The 22,938-nt window shown below is 50.9% G+C and carries 23 protein-coding genes; 10 read left to right on the top strand and 13 right to left on the bottom strand.

Features of this window, described 5'->3' with window-relative positions; all coding sequences use genetic code 11:
* Positions 1–483 (top strand): hypothetical protein, encoded by a 483-nt coding sequence (locus ABKW30_RS22740; RefSeq protein WP_348601216.1) that lies wholly within the window; start codon positions 1–3, stop codon positions 481–483.
* 25 nt (positions 484–508) lie between these two features.
* Here the strand turns inward: ABKW30_RS22740 and ABKW30_RS22735 are convergent, their stop codons facing one another.
* From ABKW30_RS22735 to ABKW30_RS22725, 3 genes are read right to left on the bottom strand one after another with little or no spacing between them, the layout of a single operon-like run.
* On the bottom strand, positions 509–1,609 hold the full coding sequence (locus tag ABKW30_RS22735) for a hypothetical protein (RefSeq protein ID WP_348601215.1): 1,101 nt from the start codon (positions 1,607–1,609) through the stop codon (positions 509–511).
* Between the two features lie 17 nt (positions 1,610–1,626).
* Positions 1,627–2,322: a HemK/PrmC family methyltransferase gene (locus ABKW30_RS22730; protein WP_348601214.1), complete on the bottom strand. Its 696-nt coding sequence runs from the start codon at positions 2,320–2,322 to the stop codon at positions 1,627–1,629.
* 16 nt (positions 2,323–2,338) lie between these two features.
* Entirely contained in the window at positions 2,339–3,769 is a 1,431-nt protein-coding gene (locus ABKW30_RS22725) for an oligosaccharide flippase family protein (RefSeq protein WP_348601213.1), read from the bottom strand.
* Between the two features lie 347 nt (positions 3,770–4,116).
* Here ABKW30_RS22725 and ABKW30_RS22720 point away from each other — a divergent pair, with 347 nt between their 5' ends.
* From ABKW30_RS22720 to ABKW30_RS22710, 3 genes are all read left to right on the top strand, one after another.
* Positions 4,117–5,682: a hypothetical protein gene (locus ABKW30_RS22720; RefSeq protein ID WP_348601212.1), complete on the top strand. Its 1,566-nt coding sequence runs from the start codon at positions 4,117–4,119 to the stop codon at positions 5,680–5,682.
* 387 nt (positions 5,683–6,069) lie between these two features.
* A complete protein-coding gene (locus tag ABKW30_RS22715) occupies positions 6,070–6,747 on the top strand; it encodes a sugar transferase (protein WP_348601211.1) in 678 nt (225 codons plus the stop codon).
* A gap of 67 nt (positions 6,748–6,814) precedes the next feature.
* Positions 6,815–7,039: a hypothetical protein gene (locus tag ABKW30_RS22710; RefSeq protein WP_348601210.1), complete on the top strand. Its 225-nt coding sequence runs from the start codon at positions 6,815–6,817 to the stop codon at positions 7,037–7,039.
* Positions 7,040–7,396: 357 nt separating this feature from the next.
* Here the strand turns inward: ABKW30_RS22710 and ABKW30_RS22705 are convergent, their stop codons facing one another.
* From ABKW30_RS22705 to ABKW30_RS22660, 10 genes are all read right to left on the bottom strand, one after another.
* A complete protein-coding gene (locus ABKW30_RS22705; protein ID WP_348601209.1) occupies positions 7,397–8,683 on the bottom strand; it encodes a glycosyltransferase family 4 protein in 1,287 nt (428 codons plus the stop codon).
* A gap of 12 nt (positions 8,684–8,695) precedes the next feature.
* Positions 8,696–9,916 carry a glycosyltransferase gene (locus ABKW30_RS22700; protein WP_348601342.1) on the bottom strand — a complete coding sequence of 407 codons (1,221 nt, stop codon included), beginning with the start codon at positions 9,914–9,916 and terminating at the stop codon, positions 8,696–8,698.
* 355 nt (positions 9,917–10,271) lie between these two features.
* A complete protein-coding gene (locus ABKW30_RS22695; protein WP_348601208.1) occupies positions 10,272–11,012 on the bottom strand; it encodes a TfuA-like protein in 741 nt (246 codons plus the stop codon).
* 9 nt (positions 11,013–11,021) lie between these two features.
* A complete protein-coding gene (locus tag ABKW30_RS22690) occupies positions 11,022–12,278 on the bottom strand; it encodes a YcaO-like family protein (protein ID WP_348601207.1) in 1,257 nt (418 codons plus the stop codon).
* A 33-nt stretch (positions 12,279–12,311) separates the two neighbouring features.
* Complete coding sequence (locus ABKW30_RS22685) at positions 12,312–12,650, bottom strand: hypothetical protein (RefSeq protein ID WP_348601206.1); 339 nt, start codon at positions 12,648–12,650, stop codon at positions 12,312–12,314.
* Between the two features lie 109 nt (positions 12,651–12,759).
* Positions 12,760–12,987 (bottom strand): hypothetical protein, encoded by a 228-nt coding sequence (locus ABKW30_RS22680; protein WP_348601205.1) that lies wholly within the window; start codon positions 12,985–12,987, stop codon positions 12,760–12,762.
* 25 nt (positions 12,988–13,012) lie between these two features.
* Positions 13,013–15,034: a BTAD domain-containing putative transcriptional regulator gene (locus ABKW30_RS22675; RefSeq protein ID WP_348601203.1), complete on the bottom strand. Its 2,022-nt coding sequence runs from the start codon at positions 15,032–15,034 to the stop codon at positions 13,013–13,015.
* A 377-nt stretch (positions 15,035–15,411) separates the two neighbouring features.
* Positions 15,412–15,744, bottom strand: a complete 333-nt coding sequence (locus tag ABKW30_RS22670; RefSeq protein WP_348601202.1) for a hypothetical protein — start codon at positions 15,742–15,744, stop codon at positions 15,412–15,414.
* Positions 15,731–16,873, bottom strand: a complete 1,143-nt coding sequence (locus tag ABKW30_RS22665; protein ID WP_348601201.1) for an acyltransferase — start codon at positions 16,871–16,873, stop codon at positions 15,731–15,733. The genes ABKW30_RS22670 and ABKW30_RS22665 overlap by 14 nt, the downstream gene beginning before the upstream one ends.
* Positions 16,874–17,108: 235 nt before the next feature.
* Positions 17,109–17,708 (bottom strand): TetR family transcriptional regulator, encoded by a 600-nt coding sequence (locus ABKW30_RS22660; RefSeq protein ID WP_348601200.1) that lies wholly within the window; start codon positions 17,706–17,708, stop codon positions 17,109–17,111.
* Positions 17,709–17,825: 117 nt separating this feature from the next.
* On the opposite strand from ABKW30_RS22660, the gene ABKW30_RS22655 reads away from it, so the two are divergent.
* From ABKW30_RS22655 to ABKW30_RS22630, 6 genes are all read left to right on the top strand, one after another.
* Complete coding sequence (locus ABKW30_RS22655; protein WP_348601199.1) at positions 17,826–18,443, top strand: SAM-dependent methyltransferase; 618 nt, start codon at positions 17,826–17,828, stop codon at positions 18,441–18,443.
* A gap of 24 nt (positions 18,444–18,467) precedes the next feature.
* Positions 18,468–18,713 carry an NAD-dependent epimerase/dehydratase family protein gene (locus ABKW30_RS22650; protein WP_348601198.1) on the top strand — a complete coding sequence of 82 codons (246 nt, stop codon included), beginning with the start codon at positions 18,468–18,470 and terminating at the stop codon, positions 18,711–18,713.
* A gap of 183 nt (positions 18,714–18,896) precedes the next feature.
* A complete protein-coding gene (locus ABKW30_RS22645; RefSeq protein ID WP_348601197.1) occupies positions 18,897–19,259 on the top strand; it encodes a hypothetical protein in 363 nt (120 codons plus the stop codon).
* Positions 19,260–19,575: 316 nt separating this feature from the next.
* Positions 19,576–20,934, top strand: coding sequence for an LLM class flavin-dependent oxidoreductase (locus tag ABKW30_RS22640; RefSeq protein ID WP_348601196.1), 1,359 nt, complete (start codon positions 19,576–19,578; stop codon positions 20,932–20,934).
* Positions 20,935–20,956: 22 nt separating this feature from the next.
* Positions 20,957–21,850: an ABC transporter ATP-binding protein gene (locus tag ABKW30_RS22635; protein ID WP_348601195.1), complete on the top strand. Its 894-nt coding sequence runs from the start codon at positions 20,957–20,959 to the stop codon at positions 21,848–21,850.
* Between the two features lie 34 nt (positions 21,851–21,884).
* On the top strand, positions 21,885–22,928 hold the full coding sequence (locus ABKW30_RS22630; RefSeq protein WP_348601341.1) for an ABC transporter substrate-binding protein: 1,044 nt from the start codon (positions 21,885–21,887) through the stop codon (positions 22,926–22,928).
* The last annotated feature ends 10 nt before the right edge of the window (positions 22,929–22,938 follow it).

The raw sequence follows: 22,938 nt of genomic DNA, 5'->3' as shown, positions 1-22,938 counted from the left end.
ATGTCGCGGCTGGACGATGTACTCATGCTGGTGGGCAAGCTGAATTATACCTGGACAAATACCGAGAGTTTGTTCATTTATCTGATTGCCCACCTGCTGGACACCAACAAGGAGGCGGCAACCGTCATCTTCTTGACGCTGAACACTACGCGGGCACGGATTGATTTAATCGAACGTCTTGCAAAAATACATTCAACAACGCCCGATACCAAAGCTGCAGTGCTCAAAATTACTGCCCGGATGACACGTGAACAACGCCTGCGGAATAAATACAACCACTGCATATATTCTTTCGATGAATCGGGCCGAACTGCATCGACTCAATTGATGCGGATTGTCGATATGGATGAAAACCTTAAATACGGAAAGGTCGAAGCTCTCGACGACGAGGAAATGTTGCGTATTCAGACAACAATCGACTCAATCGTAGACGTCAACAAGTCCATATGGGCGTTCATGACGGCAAATAATATACGCATCTAGCTGCCTGAATTATCTTCAACGTATTTCACAAGAACTCATCCCCGTTCAAGCGATTCCATCCTTCGCCGGCAAGACCATTAAAGAATGCGTCTCCCTTTGAGAACGCCTCAAGAATGCGCGGGTCACGCGCATGTACGACCGTCGATGAACGCTGAAAGAATATACCGCGGCGTATCATCATGGCCTCCATCAGTTGCGGTTGTGAACGTGCGCGGACCGCAACTGCGCCTATCGAATTCGCATAGTGGAGGAGGCTGTCGACGACAGCGCCTTCGCACCCTTTCGTTGCAACGATTTGCAGGACACGAATGATTTTGCCCCTATCGCCGTGAAAAAGATAAGCGCCAAGTGGAACACCGGAAGGACCTTTTACAACTCTGCTATGCATATTACCATACGATGCCTTGTTTCTGGCGGTCGCGAGAACTCTGCTTAAAGTTGAGGAGCCCCAGTCGGGCCGCAATTCGTAGTCTTTGAGGCAGGATATAATGAGCGGTGCCAGCATATCCATATCAATGCCGGCATCGCTCAGGCCTTGCGGCATTTCGGGGATATCGGTTTTCATAACCAGGTGAGCAAGATTATCAAATGGTCCAAGCAGCGCTTTGCAATATTTCAAAAATTTGAAGCGTTTCGATGCCAGTTCAGCTGCGAATGCGGTGGGACGAAGCACACGGACCCATTCCAGACTATAGCCAGGCAATACTTTGCCCCGTAACTTGCTCCACATGATCCGTGATGTTTCGTTGGCCGTCTCGCTCAAGGACAGATCCTGGGGGCCGGCGAGAAACGCCCGAAGCAGGCGCGCGCCTGCAAGGGGATCCCGGAGATGATCTTCTACCATCAAAGGACCGCAGATTGCCGCCTGCAGCACATGACCTGAGAAAGCCATTTTCAACGGAAGTGCCCCAATGAAACCCGTCAGCACACCATCCTGGCGAATATGTACTTGCGAGATGATGCCCGTATTATTGTCGGGGTCGAGGTAGAGATCCGACAAATAGTCCGCGATTGATGCCGGAATCGTTGCACTTGCAGGTTTGAACATGCGCCAGAACATGGCCGCTACCTCCGGGATATCCCGAGGCATCAGGTTTCGAATTTCACTGGATGCCATGCCGTCCATCGCACGTTCTCCGTCGATCAGTACTTTTTTCTGGCAACCGCTACTCGTGGAACACCAACTGCACTATCGACAAACAAAACTTCATCATACGCACCGCAGCGGGCAATCAGATACGAAACCTGCTGATGCTGCCCCTCGCCAAACTCAAAAGCCAGCGAGCCACCTGCTTTCAATACGTCCGCGGAATCCCGCACAAGTCTTTGGAGGATGGAAATGCCAAACGGGCCACCATCGAAAGCCTCCCGCGGCTCTTCAACGAGCAGATGCCCCAATGTTTCGTGCAACCGCCTGGCGGAAATATATGGAGGATTACACACAACCAGATCGATTTTTCCGTTCACATTTTTTCCGTCAAATGCCGTGAACAAGTCGCCCTGATAAATTTCGACACGGTCCAGGAGTCCCAGTTGCCAGGTATTGTGTCGAGCAGCGCTGACGGTCTCGTCCGTCAAATCCGCGCTCATTATTCTTGCTGAGGGAATTGCACTTGCGATGGCAAGCCCAAGATTACCTGAACCACAGCACATATCGATTACGAGCGGCAAGTCATTGTTCGCCAGAATTTCGATAGCCGTGCGACCCAGAAGCTCTGTTTCTTGGCGCGGCACCAACACACCCGTCGTGATCTCAAGCTCTACTCCAAGAAACATATGGCGCTTCACTTTAGTGGGCGTGGCCTGCTCGTTCTCTATTTTCCCCATAGTCGGCTGCATCGTCGTTCTCATGAGTTTAAAGGTTTGATTTGCTTGGTACTTTCAGCTTCTTCCAGACGAAAGCATTCTTCATTGCGAAAAAGAAAATATACAGCGTTGTGAGTACGCCACTGTAAATCAGGGCACCCACAACAATTTGAAGCCCGAGATCCAACTCCGGCGACAACAAAAATCGTGATACCCACATGATGCCTGCAATCATGGCAATCAGTGCAGGTATTACAATGGCACTATTGGCGCCTGCCTGCTTCCAGTTCACTCCACCATAATAGCTTTGCAGCCATATTGTTATGCATAGCGTAATCATACCTGCCGCTACCTGCCCGACAGCAACACCCATTATGCCAAAAGGTACGGCTCCAAGCAGGAAGCCAACAGCGACCAAAACGTTGCAAAGCGATATCAGCGGAAGCCGCCGCACCTGCCCGGTCAAAGATAAAAGTGGCTCGGTCAACACAGTCGGGCTGTACAACATGTACATAAGGGCAAGCAGAGAGGTCAGCGGAGCTGCCGGATGCCACTGCTCACCCAGCAAGAGCACAACCAGTCTCTCGGAGACGATTGCGAGGCCCACGAAAATCGGGGCGGCCAGTGCGAGCAAGAAAGGTAGCAATAAAGTAGCTTCACCCCCGACGCTTCGCTTGAGCTCGAGAGGGCTTTGATTATCCCGAACTGCTCTTCTGAGGCTGACCCAGGCTATAAGCCGGCTTGGTTCATCCATCATATCGGCAAAAGAGGACCCCAGCCGCTCTGCCACCCGATAATAACCGACGCTTGCTGTTCCGAAGAATATTCCGATGACAAACGTCACGGCATAGGTATGGAAGTATGCAACCATGCGGGTAGCCAGGATGTAGCGCGAAAATGCCGCCAATTCCTTTACGACTGACCATTGCAATCGTGGCCGCGGTAGCCATCGTGTGACAATTATAGCGGAACAGAGATATGTGATCTGCATGAAGAGTTTGCCTGCCGCCAAGGCGAAAATGCCCCATCCGGCGAGCAGTCCAGCCAACGTCACTGCCAGACCCGCACCTTCACCGGTCATCAAAAGAATAGAATGCATTTCGGACCGGCTCTGGCGAACAAGCACGCCCGCATAGACAGCGCTGAACGTTGCGAAGACGACCCATACAGAGAAGATCGACAGAATCTCGGCTGCAAGCTCCATCTCGAAAAGACTTTCCATCGCACCCGAAATGATCAGGCCGATTGCCATTGCCGTCGCGCCGCTGGCAACTGCTATTGTCGCGATCTGATTGAACAACGAGCCGTCTTCACGGCAGCTCATAATGAACTCTCGAGAGCCAGCTTCAGCAATGCGTGTCAGCAAAATGGCTATGGCAAGAATCAACGTATAGACGCCAAACTCTGCAGCTGTCAGCATTCGCGCGGCCAATACAAAAACCACCACCTGCGCCAGTTGAGCACAGATGCGCGAGGCCATAGCCATAAACCCCATTGCGGCGGCTTTTCTCGCTGTGAGCCTCTCGGCAGCTATCTGATTAACCTGTTTCAGAGTGCTATCCCCGGTGTGTTTTTGATTACCCGTTGTCGTCCGCACGACCAGAGTCGTTGCATGTCAAACTCAGCCGGATTTCTCAAAAACGATCATCTCACCAATACCAGATGCCCGGAATGGATTCAGGAACTACCCTGCTAATCAATTGGATTAGGCATTCTGGACGGAGGCGTTCGAAAGTGGAACATTTGATCCACAGCCGTGCAACCATGAGAAATTTGCGCGTTTTAGCGCAAATCCGGGGATCGGTGGGCATGGCGTAAGGGGGCACAATGTTTACAAGGCTTCGTATTGGAATCATTACGGATTCCATGGATCAGCTACAGAATTGGGAAATCAAGCTTATAAGGAGCATTCTGGATCACCGCGAATTTGATCTGAAAGCGATCATCGAGACCGGTGCTGTTGCGACCGGTAAAACTTCATTTGTCGGGAGATTGATCGACAAGGCAGAGCAACGAATATTTGTCAGACACCTGTCTTATCCCGCTCAGCCCTTTGGAACCAAGCAATACCGCCTCCCTGTTCCTGTCCGCCCTGGTGGCAACGGTTTGCTCGCACTGAATATAGACGTAGCAATACGATTGACTGCAAAGGCCCTGCCGCGGGAATGTCTGGATCAGATTGAGTTCGGCGAGTGGTTTCTCGATTTTGTTGACAAGGCGGCCATTGGCCATGACTGGACAGGGTTTTGGGAAGTCAAAGAGCGTGAAGCACTTACAACTGTGCAACTCCGCGTTTGCCTGTGCTCAGAGCCCCGGCCGCTCATCATTTCCGCCGCCCGTTACAATACGAAGTATAGTGCCGCCCTCAACGGTGCGTTTATAAAGGAAAAGTCCGTTCTGCTTCTTCTGCGGGAGTTGCGTAAATTGGCCGAGGCCCGCAAACTCTCTGCAAACACCTCCCTGAAACCTGATATTTCACACGCAGCTCCACGTTCTGTGGATTCGATAGCTTATCTGGCGCGGCTTGGCTGCAACATCGTTGCGAAACTTGCAATACGAACAAGAGCAGCGCTTGGACTCAATGCGAGGAGTTGGGGGGTATATATCGGTGAAGGGAGCATCGAGAACTTTGCTCCGGACAAGGCAACCCCGTTAAAGCTTGCTGAGAGTATGTGGGCAGCAGATCCCTTTCTGTTTCGATGGCACGACAAAGATTATATCTTCTTCGAATGCTTCCCGGATAACAGCAAAAATGCCTGGATTTCTGTCGCATGCCTATCCGGAACCGAAGTCGAATTTCTCGGAACCTGCCTGCGCACAAGTTACCATCTATCCTATCCATTCGTGTTTAATGATGGCACTGACATTTACATGGTTCCCGAAACCCACCAGACGGACCGGGTCGAGATATGGCGCTGCACGCAATTCCCCATGAGATGGGAGCTATATGCAACAGCGCTTGAGGGAAAGAGTCCTGCAGATACCACAATGTTCAAGATTAAAGGGCAATGGTGGCTTCTGACTTCCCTGTCGGATCACCATGCTTATATGGATCACTCCAGTGAACTCTATGCGTTCGCGGTTGACGGGCCTGCACTGAGAACGGTTGTCCCCCACAAACGCAACCCGGTCATTATAGGCAGCGATATTGCAAGAAATGGAGGCCGGGTGCATGTAATAGGTGATCGGGTTTTGCGCCCGTCACAATGTAATGCCCACGGGATTTATGGCTATGGGTTGAACATCCGGGAAATTACGAAACTGGATACCGAAGCTTACACCGAAGAGACTATAAAGCTTGTGAGACCTGATTTTATGACGGGTATTGTAGGGTGTCACCACATAGATACTCTTGGCAACCGATTTGTCATAGATCTGTGCAAGAGCAAATAACTGTAAATTTCCAGGGAGATAGCGCCCGCATTTCAATCAATATTACGCCCATTCCTGCCCGTTAAACGGGCCGCACGAGGTATTAGTTCCAGTTTTAATGACTATTACTAAGGGCACAACATAGCCGTTTAAATAATATTAATTATTGACGCAAAACATTTATACTATAGCTTATTTGTATACAGGGAATCGAATGACAAATAACTATCAAGATAGAATCACTGAATACTGTAGATTCAGCTTATAAAATTCGAATTCCCTGAATAAAAACACTGCTTTGCTTGGGGCTTGCAGTTTGGATCGTAGCGAGTTTGTCGCAGTTCAAAGTATTTCCAGCGCGACGCGTTTGGACAAGCCGTAACTATGGGATGGGTTGGGGTCAGTACTATGTCCTACATAACAGAACCGCTGATAGAACAGCGGACCGAAAAAATGCCGGCAAAAAACCGGGTGTCCTACGATGTAATCAAGAGAACTCTCGACGTTACATTCGCAACGGTCGCGCTGATATTTTTATTCCCGTTGTTGATCTGTATCGTATGTACTTTGGTCGCAACTGACGGGTTCCCCATAGTATACAGGCAACGCAGAATCGGTCTGAACGGCAAGGAATTTACTTGTTTCAAGTTCCGTTCCATGGCGAAAGATGCCGATGCAAGACTGGTTACGCTTCTGGCTCAATGCCCCGAAGCCCTGCGCGAATGGACTGAATCCCAGAAACTGAAAAACGATCCCAGAATCCACCGATTCGGTCGTTTCCTGCGGATTTCAAGCCTGGATGAACTTCCTCAATTCATCAATGTATTGCGCGGGGAGATGAGCATTGTGGGCCCTCGCCCCATCGTAATGGATGAGATCTGCCGTTACGGCGATTCCTATCGATATTACACCGCCATGAAGCCGGGCATAACGGGCCTTTGGCAGGTTAGCGGCCGGAGCGGAACCGGTTACGATGCTCGGGTAAAACTTGACACAGACTACTTCAAGTCACGCTCGGTCTGGGTCGATTTCAAGATTATGATACGTACGGCATCAGTCGTGCTGTTGGCGAAAGGCAGCTGCTGAACAGTGAAACTGATTAGTGAACACAGCGATCGGTGTGATACGGATGCAACTCTTGTCTGGGTTACTCATGCCCCATCTCCTTCAATCATTTTGTCCCTCCAAGACGGTTCATACGCGAATCGCCAATGCACTGTGGGTCGAATATGGCGGAGCGCCGTGGGACATGCCGCCCGACTGGGAGCCTGACAGACAATGGGCATCCACACTGGAGCTGAACCTCATCCCAAATCTTGGACCTATGTCCGTAGCTATTTTGCATGAGTGGCTGGCGGCTGGCGATGATGAGGAATAAGCATCGCCGGAACCTTTCTGGCCAGTTTATATCAAGCGCCAAATGATGAGCCAAAAAACTGCACAAAGAAAGAATGCAGCCCAACGGATAAGATACTTCTCTTCAACGAGGTCAAAAAATGACTTCGAAGGGCGTTCGTTTGACGTCTCGAGGTTTTCAGAAGTATTTTTCATCTATCCCGTAACGGTGGATTGCAAATTGCAAGCTAGCTTTAACCTCGAATTTTGGCCAAAGATAGTCCGGTAGATTTAGCCATTTGCCAAATCAGTTACAACTTTAACCAAGAAGTATGAATAAATAGATATCACGCGTTGCCGGGAAACAAATGGTGCGAGTGCAATTTAAACGGCTCTATGGTCAGATCGCTTGATGAAAAGGATGCATTCCAGAAGCTGGGTTCCACACTGCGATATTGTCCCCGGTTCTTCCGCCAACCAGACAGTCGCCATAAAGCGCGATCAGTTCATTACACCAGCTTTGCGGCGTATTGGCCAATCCCGGAGATAAAGCAAAGGCCGTCTTGCTCATACTCTCCACTCGATCGTTTCGATCAAGTTCTGCAAATGCAGTTGCCAGACTTTCAGCGTTTGGTGCCTCTGCAACGATGCCGCATCCAAGCTCCTGCGCTTCATTTGCTATGAATGCGGACTTGAAAGCAACGATCGGTATTCCGCTTTGAAGGCTTTCGTGGGCAACCAGTCCGAAGGGCTCGGGCAGCCTGCTTGGCATAACAACAAAGCGAGCTTCCTGGAGAAGTTTATCGATCTCGTCGTGTGTCTTCCATCCTTCGCAGATCACTTCCGGATAGCGCTGCAGGAGTTCTTCGCGAAAGGCACCATCCCCGATAACACGCAGCCTGCGTCCCACCATGCGTGCCGCTTCGGCAGCAATGTCGGTACCCTTTTCAAACTCAAGCCTTCCAATGAAGAATATATCGCTGTTATGCTCGGCAGCTATGCGCTTTCTCGCAAACGGCTTGACGGGATTGAGAACAGTCCTGATTCGCTCCGAAGGGATTCCCCCCCGCTCAAGCCATGTATTCATCATGGGATGAATTGAAGCAATCGTACAATTGGAACTGGACATATCCAGCAGCCGCGTACGCAGCCAGGATCGCGCAAAACGCCATAGCTTGTCGGCGTAACGGCGCTTGTCGCAGTTGGAGGCAAGACATTGCCCACTCAAGGGCGTCAAAGGGCAAACCGTGTTTGTATTGAAGTTGGCGTAGCTTCCATTTGGACATACGAGAGTAAAATCGTGAGCAGATATTACCAGCCGGTCGTGTACCGGCCTCAACGCCGAGAATATCGATGGCGACAATATCTGCGCCCACGCGTGGACATGATACACCGTGCCAGGCGTGTCTTTTTCCGAAACGTAGCGCTTGATCGCCTCATGAGCCGCTTTGTTGTAGGCGCCATCCATAATGCGCTTGTAAAGTGGTAGTTTCAGGAGCGGCCGACTTCCCAAACCGGCAATCTCGACATTGTTGCCCTGTAAAGGGAAGCCGGCGCCAGAGTCTCCCGCGAGGAACGTAACGGGTATGCCCGCCTCATGCAGAAGCCTTCCCGACAGCAGGGCCAAGGCCGCTGCACCGCCGCTGGCAACCGCTTCGTCATTTATAATAACAACACGCTCCAGCATAGCAGCCGCCTCTCAGCCTGGACGTACGGAGTTGGTATTTGCCTGTGCGGGAGGCTTCAAGGTCAACACAAGTGCACCGGATCGGCCCCGCGGTTCAGAGGAGGCCTGCGTCTGTGCAATCGTATCGACGGCAAGTTGCGCGCTCCGGCGATCAAGCTCCTTGCGAATGAGTTGTGTAATTTTATCCTTGAAGGTTTCCTTGCTGAAAAAAAGAGAAAGCGCCCGAGTTCGGGAAGGAACAAAACTATCTTCCGTTTTCTCGAATCTCTCAACGCACTCAATGAGAGCTTCAACTGTTTGTTCTTTAAACAGCATGCCGGAAATACCGTCGATCACCGTATCGAGCGCTCCGCCTTTCCCGTAGGCGAGAACCGGCCGGCCACTTGCCATCACTTCGACAGGCACAATGCCAAAATCTTCTTCGCCCGGAAAAATCAGCGCCCTGCACTTTGCCATATGGCTTTTCAACGACGAGAACGGCTGATGATCCAAAAATGTTATTGTTGGTCCTGCCTTGCTCTTCAGGCTTGCCATTTTTTCCCCGGTTCCGATGACAACAAGCTTTTTGTTCATCCTGGTGAATGCTTCAACTGCAAGGTCAACACGCTTGTAGGCAACCAATTGCCCGGCGCAGAGATAGTAGTCTTCAAGTGTCCTGGAAATCGCGAATTCATCGACGGATACCGGCGGGTGGATGACGACAGCGTCCCGCCGATAATATCTTTGTACGCGATTGGCGATATGACGTGAGTTTGCTACGAAGCAGTCGACACGTGCGCTGGTTGAAACATCCCATTGACGAAGCCACGAGGCTATCACCGGCATGAACATCCGCTTCACGAAGCCGGCACTTGCGTGGTAAAAGAAGTAGTGATCCCAGATATACCGCATGGGCGAGTGACAGTAGCAAATGTGCAGTGCATCGGGCTTGGGAATGATACCCTTTGCAGGGCCTGATTCACTGGATATAATCAAATCATAGCTGGTCAGGTCCATGCTCTCGAGTGCCAGCGGCATCAAGGGCAGCAGCATTTGGTAGTGTTTTTTCGAGCCTGGAATTTTTTGCAGGAATGATGTCGTGATCTTGTGATTCTTCAGCCGGCCTTTGATTGCATCCGGATCATAGACCAACGTGAAAATATCGGCATCCGGATAGATTTCGCTGAGCGCTTCAAGAACCTTCTCTCCGCCTCGCATCGATAAAAGCCAGTAATGGACAATAGCTACTTTCACACCCCCCCCTTCGCCCGCGTCATCGCATACGCTCGCGAAAGCGCGTGGCATGCCCGGATCTTGATTATCTGGTTTGGATTCCAGGGGATCGGCAAGGATTCAGTGCTACGCCGAAATTCTACATTCAATTCACTTTAGAATTCCGGCGTAGGTCCCCGCTGACTGCCCGCTTGCTCCCACACACGCTTGATTTTTTTAGTTGTTTTCATGCGTTTAAACTTGCGACCACACAAACGAGGGTAGATTGCTACCCGTTACGCAGGCGTGACTCAAACGGCTTTTTTTATGTTTTCTGTAAAATCAGCGCTAACTAATAAGATTGTACGGAATTTGGCTAAGTTTCGGAATTATATAGTTAAATCTTAAGTTTGAGCCACTGGCTCGTTTCATTAAGTGTCCAGCTGGAAAAATAATTTCCATGCTGGTTCATTTCTTCCGCCGGACGTTGCCCTGTAAGGGTCTCTACCAACAACGTCGCATCATGTCGTTTGATATTACACACATGCGGCTTGAGGCGCTCTGCAACATCAACAATCTCGAGTGAGGCATTGTCAAATATTCGCTGCCAGGTGCGCTCTTTGAAAAAGATAGAATTGGCTGCAGCGCGAACATAAAGCAGTTCTTCCAACGTTATTGTTCCAGCCGCTTTGGCGCGCTCCAATGTAGCATCAATCGTCACCATTGCTTCGCTGAAGGCAATATAGCCGAATTCCGCCGGTGCGTGCACCTGCGCCACCGCTGCATCATCCTCCAGCCCGCCAAATGCATATCTTTCGAAAACCTCGCCTATGCCGATCATCCCGAAGGGATAACATTCAGCAGCGCGCAAAGCACCCATACTGGCCGCACCATAGATGGTTGCGCCTTCCGACAGCGCATACAGGATTTCCTTGTGCCAGACAGCGGCAACATCCTCGAAGCGTCCATCTACAAGCCCGATCTCGCGAAAACCTTGATCAACAGCATGGGTAATGTCACCGCATCTGGCGGGTCCGCGGCAGGTCAATTCGTGCGCAGACAGCAAGACATCTTCTCCACTGCACAGCGGCACGAACTCTGTTCCTGAAAGACTTGGCCCTGCAAAAAGGATTTTCATTGCGTGATCTTATTGCCTAAGCATGGCATTGAGTGCCCTCCCTCCAAAGCGATGTTTGCGAACGCCTGCCGGGCTTTCCAGCTCGTTGACAAGTACGCGGCAGACGGAAAATCCGTACTCTTCTCCGCCGAGAGGAACCGCGATCACGCTTCTTATGCCGCGTTGGCGTAACGGCTCAAGGTAGGTTTCAAGGCTAGCGCGTGCGACTGGCGAAGGTTCCTCGAAATTAAAGTCTCTTCCGGGTTGCGCTTGAATATAGATGGCCAGATCCGGAGCCAGACGTGCCGCATATTCAGAAGGATCGAAATCGTCGCGAGCACCCGAAATATTGGTGATGCGTGTTTGCGCCGCCTCGGTGATTGCGCGCATGGCTGCTATGCGGGGCGAAAGATGACAGCCATATCCAGCTGCAAGATCGAAATGCAGATAGGTACCGTGTTGAGCTGCGGGACTGATGGTCGCCATGAACACGGGTAATGCAATATCAGAGCTCGTATTGAACAGTCTTAGTACAAAGCCTGAATTGGCGATACGTTCAGCGAGCCCATCTATATTGCTGTCAAGAAATACGTGCGGATCGACACAGCGGGCCTGAACACCAGCGTCACGCTGAAAGCGCCACAACTCTGTTGCGTCGCGCTCTATCCGTTCACATAAGCCATGAATAACCGCTTCCAGCAGGCAATTACCGGATGCCAGCCCATCAGTCGATTGACTATAGTGCCAGTCTTTTCTTTGTGACGTGAAGTCTAACGAAACGACCTCGCGCGGAACATAGACCGGAAGTTGTTTGAGAAGATCGAAGCCCTCCAGCCATTCGATGGGCTCGTCATCATTGGGTTCATCAGCACCACGCATCAAAAGCATGCGCCCGTCGAAAATAGCGTGCCCATCATTACCAAGACTGGCTCGTGTAGCGGTAATTGCCGGGATCGGGATATCTTCGGCAATAGCGATTTCAGCAGCTTCCATGACGGCAGAAGCGCGGGCATGAGCAGTTGTGACACCTTTGCCCTGGCTGACGGCAAGCGTGCGGCTATTGGGCCGCACCGCCATCCATACCGGGATACCTATGCGATCCAAGCCAGTCACTTCGGCCATTCGAACAATCCCCAAGCGGGGAAAATGCGGACGCAACCGGCTAACGGTTACGTCCGCATCATGTAGTCTCGTGGATGACGGCTCACTTTTGCCTGCAGCTGAACGAAGTTTCGCTTCGTCCGCTGCAAGCCTTTCGAGAACCGAAATCCGGGTCCGTGAATTCATAAACACTCCAACAGACCGGTTGGCAACATTCGCTCAGTTTACAGCCGACGAGTTGGCAGCAAGTGAACGGTCTAAGGGAACATTTCGCAGATTAAAAAAGTAAGACCTGTCCGAAGGCATACTGCGATGCTCTCGGGTTTCCCCCATCGTGGTCGGGCTTGCAGAGGATAAGCGTTCAGAAGGATCGCTACGGCGATCTGCGGTAGTTTGCAAATTTTCGCCAGAGCCAGTTATAAGTTCAATAAATTCATTGCCAGCAACCCCAAGCGAATGAAGGACATCCAGATCAAGTTGGTCAGCGGTTTGTGTTTCTAAGTTGAGCAGCCAGATTTTACCCGTGTCGGGCTCGTTAACGAGATGAAATTTTGCCATGCGAATAACCTTCTATAAAAGAGAGCTCACATGATCAACTTAGGACGATTCTTTTTATTATCAATAAGCCATAATTACTGAATAGTGTAATTCCACCGTATTTTTACTTCTAATTTGCAGGATCAGTTATGGTCATTTTGGCGTCAGGACCGGACCTGCTATTAGATGAAATAGCAATACTTATACCTTTAATTATAGGGTCTTTGTTTTTCCTTTCTTTATTAATGTATTGATGAAAGGGCGCGTCCTCAGTGAGTATCTCAGCGGTTTTCGCCTCGGTATCGATCAGCCAAAGCTCATTACTGCCAGTCTCACCTATGATAAAGTATTTGGCCATATTTCCCCCTCCCTGTGCAAAACGATTACTGAAATCCTGCCTCACGTAAGGATGTTTCATACATCTGTCGATGCAGAGGTAGTTTTAGGCTCGTACTACCAATCCACTCATTGACAAGAAAATCTGGATTATCTGCCATGGCATATTGCCTATACTCTTTAGCTTTTTCCTGTTCGCCGACCATTGCGTAACATCCAGCCAAGAGACGGGCAGCAGCACGTGGTTTTTGCATGCGCTCTAGGAAACCGATAGCCTCACAATACCGACCTTGATAATGGTATGTCCCTGCGCCAACCCAGAAATAATAATCTGGCGGGAGCGGATTCAGTGCAAGCGCCCGTTGTATTTTATCATGCGCATCTACAAGTTCTCCGGAATGAGTCAGTGCATCAGCATAGTCCGCAAGCAGGTCTGCATGTTGGGGGTTTATCGTTTCGCTTTGCCTGAAGTACTCGATACTTTCATCGAATTTCCCCAGATACATATTTATCGTACCAAGTTCGCGTAAGGGTCGCTCGTCATCCAGATCTACTGGCAATGCCTGGAGTGCCACTTGCTCACCTTCCAGCAGAATATCGCTCTGATTGCGGGCAATAACCAACCATTCTCGTTGCATGGTTCTTGCTATACCGCTGAGGGCGGGAACGAAATCCGGCGATGCGGTTAAAGCATTTTTGAACGACTGTCGTGCCTGACGCAGCTTCGACAAATCGAATTTGTCAATGTCACGCTTGCCCATGAGATACCAGTAGTAGGCATTGGGGTCCTGGTAGAGCCTGTTGTAACGGTCCAGTTCCGACTTTTCGATTGTAGAAACGACAGAAAGAATGATGCGGATGGATAGTTGCCGGTATTGCTGTTCCGGCAATACATAGTCGAACTTTGTTTTTTCCGCCCAGACAATCTCCTGGGTCTCCGTGTCGATGAGTTTCACCGAGAGGAAGCAAAAGCCATCCCGGCGCACAATTTTGCTGTCGACGGCATAGCTGACACCGAATTGGGCTTTGAGATCGTCAAAGCCATCAACCGGAGAGTCGGTTACCACGCGCCTGGACGTGTATGGCGCGACAACCGAGAGCGTTCGCAAACGGCACAGCCCTATTGTGATATCGTCTACCAGCGATGCGGCAAGCTGCTCCATGGGATCAGACGCATTATGAGGAAGATAAAGCACCATGATGCGCGGCAGGCCCGCTTGTTTGGCCTGTTGCAGCTGAGATACTGCGCGTATTGCTTGCGGCGTCTTTATTTCAGTCCGGATGGTAATGGGGTGCGTTGGCTGCGTGGCGATCAGCCCGCGCGTAGTTGCCGGCGAGAGCTTGGGCAGCAGTTGCTGATAAAGCTCGATTGTCTTTTCTTCCGGGTCAACATCAAGATCATCACGGAGTCTTTTTGCGCATTCCCGAAAGGTTCGCTCAACTTTGGTAATCAGGCCGAGCTGCGATGCAGTTTGCATCAGTGCGCGATAACCAACTTCCTGATAGGGATCGATTTCAATCAGTTTACGCGCACATTGCCGCTTTTCATCAATAGTAACGCCAACCGGCTGGTCAATCATGCGAAGCAGCATCGTTGTCAGATCATCACGAAGCTTTACACGCTTGATGTCCAGCCACTCATCAAAATCGGAAGTCTGGGGTTCGTTTTGCTCAAGGAGATCGCCGGCATAGAGCTCTGTCATCGGCAGGAGGGATTCGATATCGCCCTTCTGTTCCAGCTCCATATACTCAAGGAGATCTATACGCAAAAGCTCAGCTTTTACCTGAGACAGGTTCAGGTACACATAGGTTGCATCACCCTGGATAAGGCTTAGTCCATACTGGTCTTGAAATTTTCGGATACGGGCAAGACTTTGCCGCAGATTCATCGAGGCATGAGATTGATCCGTATCTGACCAGAGAATTTGTGAAAGCTTGCCACGTGAAACAGAATGATTTGCGTTCTCAAGCAGGAGATACACAATAATACGAAGAAAATTCGCAGGAACACGGGGCACAAGTTGCCCGCCCAGACTTACAGTTGCCTCTCCAAAAACTGCAATCTTCATTCCGAATAAGCCCCGGATTTATCTAACTGTTTTTTCCCGATATACGATCTGCCACGCCATGCCAGTCACAATTCTACGTCAAGTCCAACCTGTCCATCCATAAAGAGATCAAGGTAGAACTATAATAAATTTGTATTAACATTGCCTTTGAAAAAGACCCGGCCAAGATAGCGGCATACGAAATGTTCCGTTCCTGTTCGTTTTTTATAAGATAATTTCGTTTTAAGTCTCGACTATCCCCAAAATATCGACTTTCCGCAAGGGGCGCGATGTTTTTTTGAAAGAAATATCCAAAAAAAATTGTTGAATATTGGATACATGCATACTGCTTTATACAAAGCCAAGTATTCTCCGGCTACAGAGAATTATTTACACTACTAAAACTCGTCGCAAAAAGATGAAACCTTACCCAAAACACCGTCCACAAAATTGATCTGACCATCAAGAAAGACAATTCGCTTTTCATAAGCTTTTATAACACTTGTCAGGTTCTCTACTCGAGTCTCGTAAGATTCAGGATGGGCAATATCCGCCATCGCCTCCAAGGTCAGTGCAGCATCGGCAGATGCTTCTGCAAAGCGTTTATTGAGTCCCAGTTTCTCCTTTTCCAGTTCGTTCTTGACTGCTGTCAGCGTTGTGACAATACGCCTGAATCTCGAAATGTCCGTTTCGCGGTCCCGTTCCGGACTTCTGATGTTAAATCCGAACATTGGCCTGCTCCCCGTCAATTTGATTTCCACCACATCCGAGTTCTGTCGAGGGTTGGGGCTGGTGACGTTTCTTATCCCCATTGCTAACGATAGATGTCAACGCTTTTCGCAGCGGCTCGTCATAAAAACGCCAGGCCAGCCAGGCGAGAGCCAGGATCGCCATGACGCCGAGGCAGGCGATAATGTGAATATTCCATCCTGCAAGCACGGATTGACCAAGGCCAGACATGATCAAAAGTACCGGAAAATGAAGAACATAAACCGGATAAGACAAATTTCCGAGTAAATACCCGGCGCGCATACCGCTTGTCTCACTAATTCCGAAAATCACAATCGCAGGCAGGCATATACTGACAAGCAGGATGTCTGCCCACGGAAAGCTCTGTGGCAACAAGTCAATCGGTATTGCAAAAACACCGATCAATGCTGCTGCAAGGACAAGGTTTCCCCATTGGCGCGCGTGTCTTCGGATCTGATGCCGTTCACGATAGATGACTACACCAAAGGGAAAGCCAAAACATACCCGGGCCAGACCACCCCAGAACGACTTTGTGTCATATCCAATGTTGAATGTATCATGATAGCTTGCAAACAGAGCCAGAAGGATCAGGCTCACCAACATAATCGTAATCAAGCTGCTGGTCCGCAGCCAAATGCCGGCAATTGCCCATAACAGGTTTATAGATAACTCGAAGAAGAGAGACCAAAGCGGGCCGTTGCCCGGGAAAATATCGTGAGACGATGCCGATGCGCCGACGAAAGATGGGACCAGGGCCAGATTGAGCGCTCCTGACGTCAGCAATACGCCCAATGAATCGACTTTTCCGGGAAACAGCCACCATTTCAGGAGAAGCACCAGCAGACCCGACATAGCGCCAAGCAGTGCCAGCGGGTACAGTCTGATAATGCGTTTTACGATAAATGACCGTAGCGACAAATTAGTTCGAAGAGCTTGTTCATACGCGTGAGCAACAACAAATCCACTGAGTACGAAAAAGAAGTCTACGGCGAGATAGCCCCTGGGAAGAATGGCCGGAATCATACCAAACTGAGACAGATGGAATCCAACGACCGCAAGGGCCGCAATCCCCCTGAGCGCATCAAGCATGTCGTATCGTTGTACGTTCATCGATTTCCCAAATTCCGCCAGAGCCTTGGTAAAACCGGGCTGTGCACAATCAGTTATAGGCCCCGCGCCGTATCTCTGTCGTGTCATCAATTGGAATTAGACGCCTGGGCCGGTTGAAAAGTGCACGTGAAAAATTGCTTTAGGCGAAACTTTTTTGCAGGAAGGAGTATTCGGGAGTGTTGTTCGCCATGGCGCCTGGCTGATACTGTATTGGGCATTTTGCCAATGCAATAATTCATACTTCTGCGGTAATCTTTTCATCCACGAGTTCACCTATTAATCCGCTCAAGACACCTTCCAGTTGCTTGTCAAAATCCTGCCCCAATGCCTCAAGTCCGATCACTTGCCGCATAATTTGTACGCCAGCCACCAGTGATAATAATAATGCAGCCCGTTGCGGAGCATCTTCACCGCTAAGGGACATCTCGACATTCTGCTGATGGTGACCCTCGATGACTTCGCGCGCCATTTGCACGGCTCTGTCGTTCGAGACGGATCGCAACATAATCAGGAATCCATCCAGTGCGGTCGCACCTGGCTGTGTGACCTGCAGCAAAGCTTTGCTGATGCGCTCAACACGATTGGAAGAATGCAGCGTTTCCGGGGTAGCTATAATCGGCTTCCTGTTTGCCTGAGCCAGCACTTCGGCAAACAGCTCTTCCTTTGACCCAAAATAGCGATTAATGAGCATCGCAGTGACGCCCGCACCCTTGGCTATTTCGCGTACCCCTGCGCCGTCATAACCTGAACTGATAAATGCTTTGCGCGCTGACTCCAAAATCGCAGCGCGGGTAGTTCCGGCATCACGACGACGAAAGAATGAGCATTCCGACATCCAAAAAAAACTCCGTAATCTACACCTGTAGACTTTCTCTTATGCTCGATGTATACACTCGTAGACTTTATTTCACAATGCAACGTTTCAAACGAACAAACCAATCGTGGAGCCACTATGACCGAGGCATGTGTCTATTTCGACCACTGGCATTTTTTCAGAACATGGATCTCCGATCCATTCCGGGTCGCGGCGATCGCGCCTTCCAGTCAATCACTTGGCCGGCTCATTACCGGCGAGATCAACATCAGTCATGCACCGGTTCTCGAGCTGGGGCCCGGTACTGGCGTTTTTACGCGGGCACTCCTGGATCGCGGTCTGCAGGAGAGCGATCTCATACTTGTTGAATATGGAGCAGAATTTTCCCGTGTTTTGAACCGGCGCTTCCCGAATGCCTATATCCTTAACCGGGATGCAGCACGCCTGATTGATTTTGAGCTTCCTGTTTCTTCCGGTGTCGGGGCTGTTGTCAGCGGGTTGCCATTACTGTCGATGCCGCCCCGTAAAGTGATGGCAATTCTTCGCAGCGCTTTTTCACATATTCGGGCAGGTAGCAGCTTCTATCAGTTTACCTATGGTCCCCGCTGCCCTGTACCGCGGCCGATTCTTGACAGGCTTGGTTTGAAGGCTATCCGCATTGGTGGAACTGTTCGAAACCTTCCACCGGCCTCGGTCTATCGTATCACAAGACGCCGGAGCACCATCAGCCCCCGCTCCTTTACGCAATCGGTGTGAAAGCACTAGGTGCGAGGAAAAATCATGCTTGAAACGGTTCTTGTAACGGGCGGCACAGGCTTCATCGCACAGTGGTGCATCGTAGAACTCCTGCAACGCGGTTATCGGGTGCGCACAACGTTGCGTGATCTGAAGCGGTCCGATGAGATAAAGGTAGCTATAGAACCACTTGTCGAAAATCTCGACAACCTCTCATTCGTCACGGCAAATCTGCTCGATGATGAGGGATGGAATGATGCGCCTACGTTCTTCATGTTGCATCGCCTTTAAGTAACGGCGCCCCTGCCGACAGGGATTCGTTCATCAAGCCCGCGCGTGACGGTACCTTGCGTGTCTTGAGGTTTGCCGTAGAGGCTTGCGTAAAACGTGTCGTCATGACGTCTGCTGCCGCCGTTGCCCGTCCACCACTCACGTCCCGGCGTGTCAGCGACGAGACTGTCTGGGCAGATCCTGATGACCCTCAATTTGACATCTATCGCATTTCGAAAATTCTTGCTGAACGCGCGGCATGGGAATTCACGAAAGAGCCCGGTGGAGCAACCGAGTTCACTGCTGTGTTGCCCCGGGGCTGTGTTTGGACCAGTTCTGGCACCCTACAATCCGGGCTCGGTCAAGATCATACAGGATCTTCTGGACGGCTCTCCGAAGGCGATGCCCAAACCAGGCTTCTGGATCATCGACGTACGCGACCTGGCTGACATGCACATCTGCGCCATGGTTTCGCCAGACGCTGCTGGTGAGCGCTTCATAGCTGCAGGTGATTTCATGTGGATGGATGAAATTGCAGACATGTTGCGTACCGGCTTGGGTGCCTAAGGCAAGAACGTGCCCACCCGCCGCCTGCCCGGGTTTCTTGTCAAAATACTCCTGCCCTTCTTGCCCACTTCAAGACCGCTTGTTCCTCTTATTGGGCGCAAGTTTCCAGCCTCCACACAAAAGGCTCGCAACGTGCCTGGATTTGAACCGGGGCCAAAAAGCATGCAATTACAGATTATGCGAACAGCTTGATCGTAATGGCCCCAAGTCGATAAACGAGAAAACTCCAATCACCGGAATTTAGAGAATACCATTTCTGTAGTGATTAAAAAATCGCGCCTAGGCTTCCTGTAGTGTGATTTACGGGAATTAGATTATGGGCAAACGTCAGGGGCAGTTAAAACTTGGAGCATTTCTCTATCCAACCGGGCACCATATAGCCGCATGGCGACATCCACAGGCACAGGCAGATGCAGGATCAAATTTTGCTCATTATGCTGAACTTGCCCGTATAGCGGAATCGGCAAAGTTCGATCTGATCTTCGTGGCAGATGGTGTGGGAACACGTGGGACTGATACGGAAGCACTCAGCCGCACTGCCCAACGCTATGTAGCTCAGTTTGAGCCGCTTACACTGCTATCGGCGTTAGCTGCAGTTACAAAGCAGATCGGTTTTGTCGCCACGGCTTCCACAACCTATAACGAGCCGTATCACATCGCACGCAAATTCGCCTCGCTTGATCACATCAGTGGTGGTCGAGCGGGCTGGAACCTTGTGACATCATCCAGCGAGGATGAGGCGCGCAATTTTAATCGCGACTATCATCTGGCCCATGCGGAGCGATACGAGCGTGCCGAGGAATTTGCAGATGTGGTAGTGGGCCTTTGGGATACATGGGAAGAAGATGCTTTCCTTCGAGACAAGGAAAGCGGCATCTTCTATGATCCATCAAAGCAGCACCTGCTCAATCATCGCGGTAAACATTTTAAAGTACGCGGCCCGTTGAATGTCGCCCGCGCTCCACAAGGACATCCTGTCATTGTGCAAGCAGGTTCTTCTGAGCCCGGTCGCGATCTGGCCGCCCGCACTGCCGAGGTAATCTTTACCGCACACCAGAACATCGAAGATGCACGAAGCTTTTACAGCGATGTAAAAGGGCGACTTGCGCGGTATGGCCGCTCTCTCGATGATCTGAAGATCATGCCCGGCATTTTCCCCGTTATCGGAAAAACGCAAGCGGAGGCAGAAGAAAAATTCGAACAGATTCAGGAGCTCATTCACCCCGCTGTTGGTCTCTCCCTTCTTAATGGGATGGCTGGCGATATTGATCTTTCGCAATATCCGCTCGACGGGCCGCTTCCGCAAGTCACTGCAACAAATGGAAGCAAGAGCCGTCAAAAATTGATGGTCGAACTGGCTCGCCGCGAAAATCTGACAATTCGTCAGCTCTATCTGCGCGTTGCCGGTGCACGAGGCCATTGGCAGGTAGTCGGAACTGCATCAACGATCGTTGATCAAATGGAGGAGTGGTTCAACAACGGTGCTGCGGACGGTTTTAATATCATGCCGCCGCATTTGCCCGTCGGGCTGACTGATTTCGTAGAACATATCATCCCTGAGCTCCGCAGGCGCGGTCTGTTCCGCGAAGAGTACGAGGGCAACACATTGCGCAGTCATCTCGGCCTGCGCCAGCCTCGGCATCCAGCCTGGCAGGCCTTCGCAGCGGCTGAATAGAGTTCAGGAACGGGGTAAGATCGTGCCAAACCAAAAACATATACACATAAAGGACGTGACCCGTCGATTTCAGGTCAACGGCAGTACGATAACTGCACTCGACAATGTCAGCCTGGATATAGCCGAGGGTGAATTTGTTACGATCGTCGGCGCGAGTGGTTGTGGAAAATCCACCCTCCTCCGGCTCGGCGCAGGACTCGACACGGGACATGCTGGCAGGATTGAACACGATGGCCGTGCGGTTACCGGCCCGTCACTGGATCGTGGTATCGTTTTTCAGGAACCCAGGCTTTTCCCCTGGTTGACGGTAGAGCGCAATGTCGCGCTTGGGCTGCAAAACTCAAGCTTCGGCAATGCCGAGAAACGCCAACTGGTGGCCGATCAGATAGAACTGGTTGGGTTGACCGGTTTCGAGAAAGCCTATCCGCATCAACTCTCCGGGGGCATGGCGCAACGTGCCGGCATTGCACGAGGCCTGGTTAACCGGCCTGATGTGCTTTTCCTCGATGAGCCGTTCGGCGCGCTTGATGCCATCACAAAGGCGAGGCTTCAGGGTGAACTCCAGGACATCTGGGCCAGGGAGCAGATCACCATGATCCTTGTGACACATGATGTTGATGAAGCCGTCTATCTCGGAGATCGTGTGGTCGTCATGTCTCCGCGCCCAGGTCGCATTCAGGAGATCGCAGCCGTAGACCTGCCACACCCTCGCGAGCGGACATCAAACCAGCTTGCGCATATCCGCAACCATGTTCTCGAAGTTCTCGATAGCACAACAACCAATCCACAAACACGGGTCTTCGCCAAGAAACCACCAATTCAGAAGTGTCCGGCAACAGTTGCACAGCCAGTGTTGCAAGCTGGGTTGCATGTAAAAACTGCCCGTCAGCCACTCTATTCCTCAACGGAGATTTGATATGACTTTTTTCCAACTGACACGGCGAACCGTGATGGCTGTTTTCGCAGCTTCGGTTCTGACGTCGGCGGCGCTGGCAGCCGAGCCTTTGACAATTCACGTTGGCTACGCTGCCATAGGGCTCGATAGTCGCCCCTACTCGGAAGGGACGTCTGCAGCCACTGCCCGTGCCGGTGAATATCTGGAGAAAGAATTTGCCAACGACCCTGACATCAAGATCGAGTGGTTCTTCTTCAAAGGTGCTGGCCCCGCAGTAAATGAGGGCTTTGCCAATGATCAGCTCGACTTTGCCTATCAGGGTGATCTGCCCTCCCTGATCGGCCGGGCCAATGGCTTGAAGACAAAATACCTGCTGGCAAGTGGTGCGCGCAAACCACTGTATCTTGCCGTATCCAAAGACTCCGGCATCACCTCCGTTGCTGACTTGAAGGGCAAGAAAGTAGCATACCAGCGCGGTACGAACGGACATTTGGCAGCAATCAAGATTCTGGAAGCCAACGGGCTGAAGGAGAAAGACTTGCAAGTTACCAATCTTGATAGCGCTGGTACAGTTGCTGCATTGACCAGCCAGGACATTGATGCTGCCTTCGGGGATACCGCTTTGATCAATCTTGCCGCCCAGGGCAATGCCAAAGTGATTTACACCACGAAGGGCGACGATCCCCGTTTTGGGCGCAATGCGGGCATCGTAGGGCGTGAGGCATTCATCAATGAGCATCCTGAAGTAACGCAGCGGGTTGTTGACGCTTTTGTCAAGGCAGCCCAGTGGTCTTCGGACGAACCAAACCGTGCTGCCTTGTTTGAGCTATGGCACAAATCCGGTACAGCCATTCCAATTTTGGAAGACTATTTCAGCAACGACAAACTGGCCTATCGCAACTCGCCATTGATCGACGACCTTCTGGTCTCGCAGTATCAGGAACAGGGTGTGAAAGCAAAGGAGTTCGGCCTTATCCGCCGCGAGGTCAATACCGACGGATGGTTCGAGCCAAAATATCTGAATTCATCCCTCGAAAAGCTGGGGCTTCAGAATTTTTGGCAAGCCTATGACTCAAATGGAAAGCCCCTTGGATCTTGATGACAACGAG

It is taken from the genome of Phyllobacterium sp. SB3 (assembly GCF_040009165.1).
In the GTDB taxonomy this organism is placed as follows: Bacteria; Pseudomonadota; Alphaproteobacteria; order Rhizobiales; family Rhizobiaceae; genus Phyllobacterium.
Note: the sequence above shows the minus strand (reverse complement) of the source record. Positions and strands in the feature narration are given on the sequence as shown.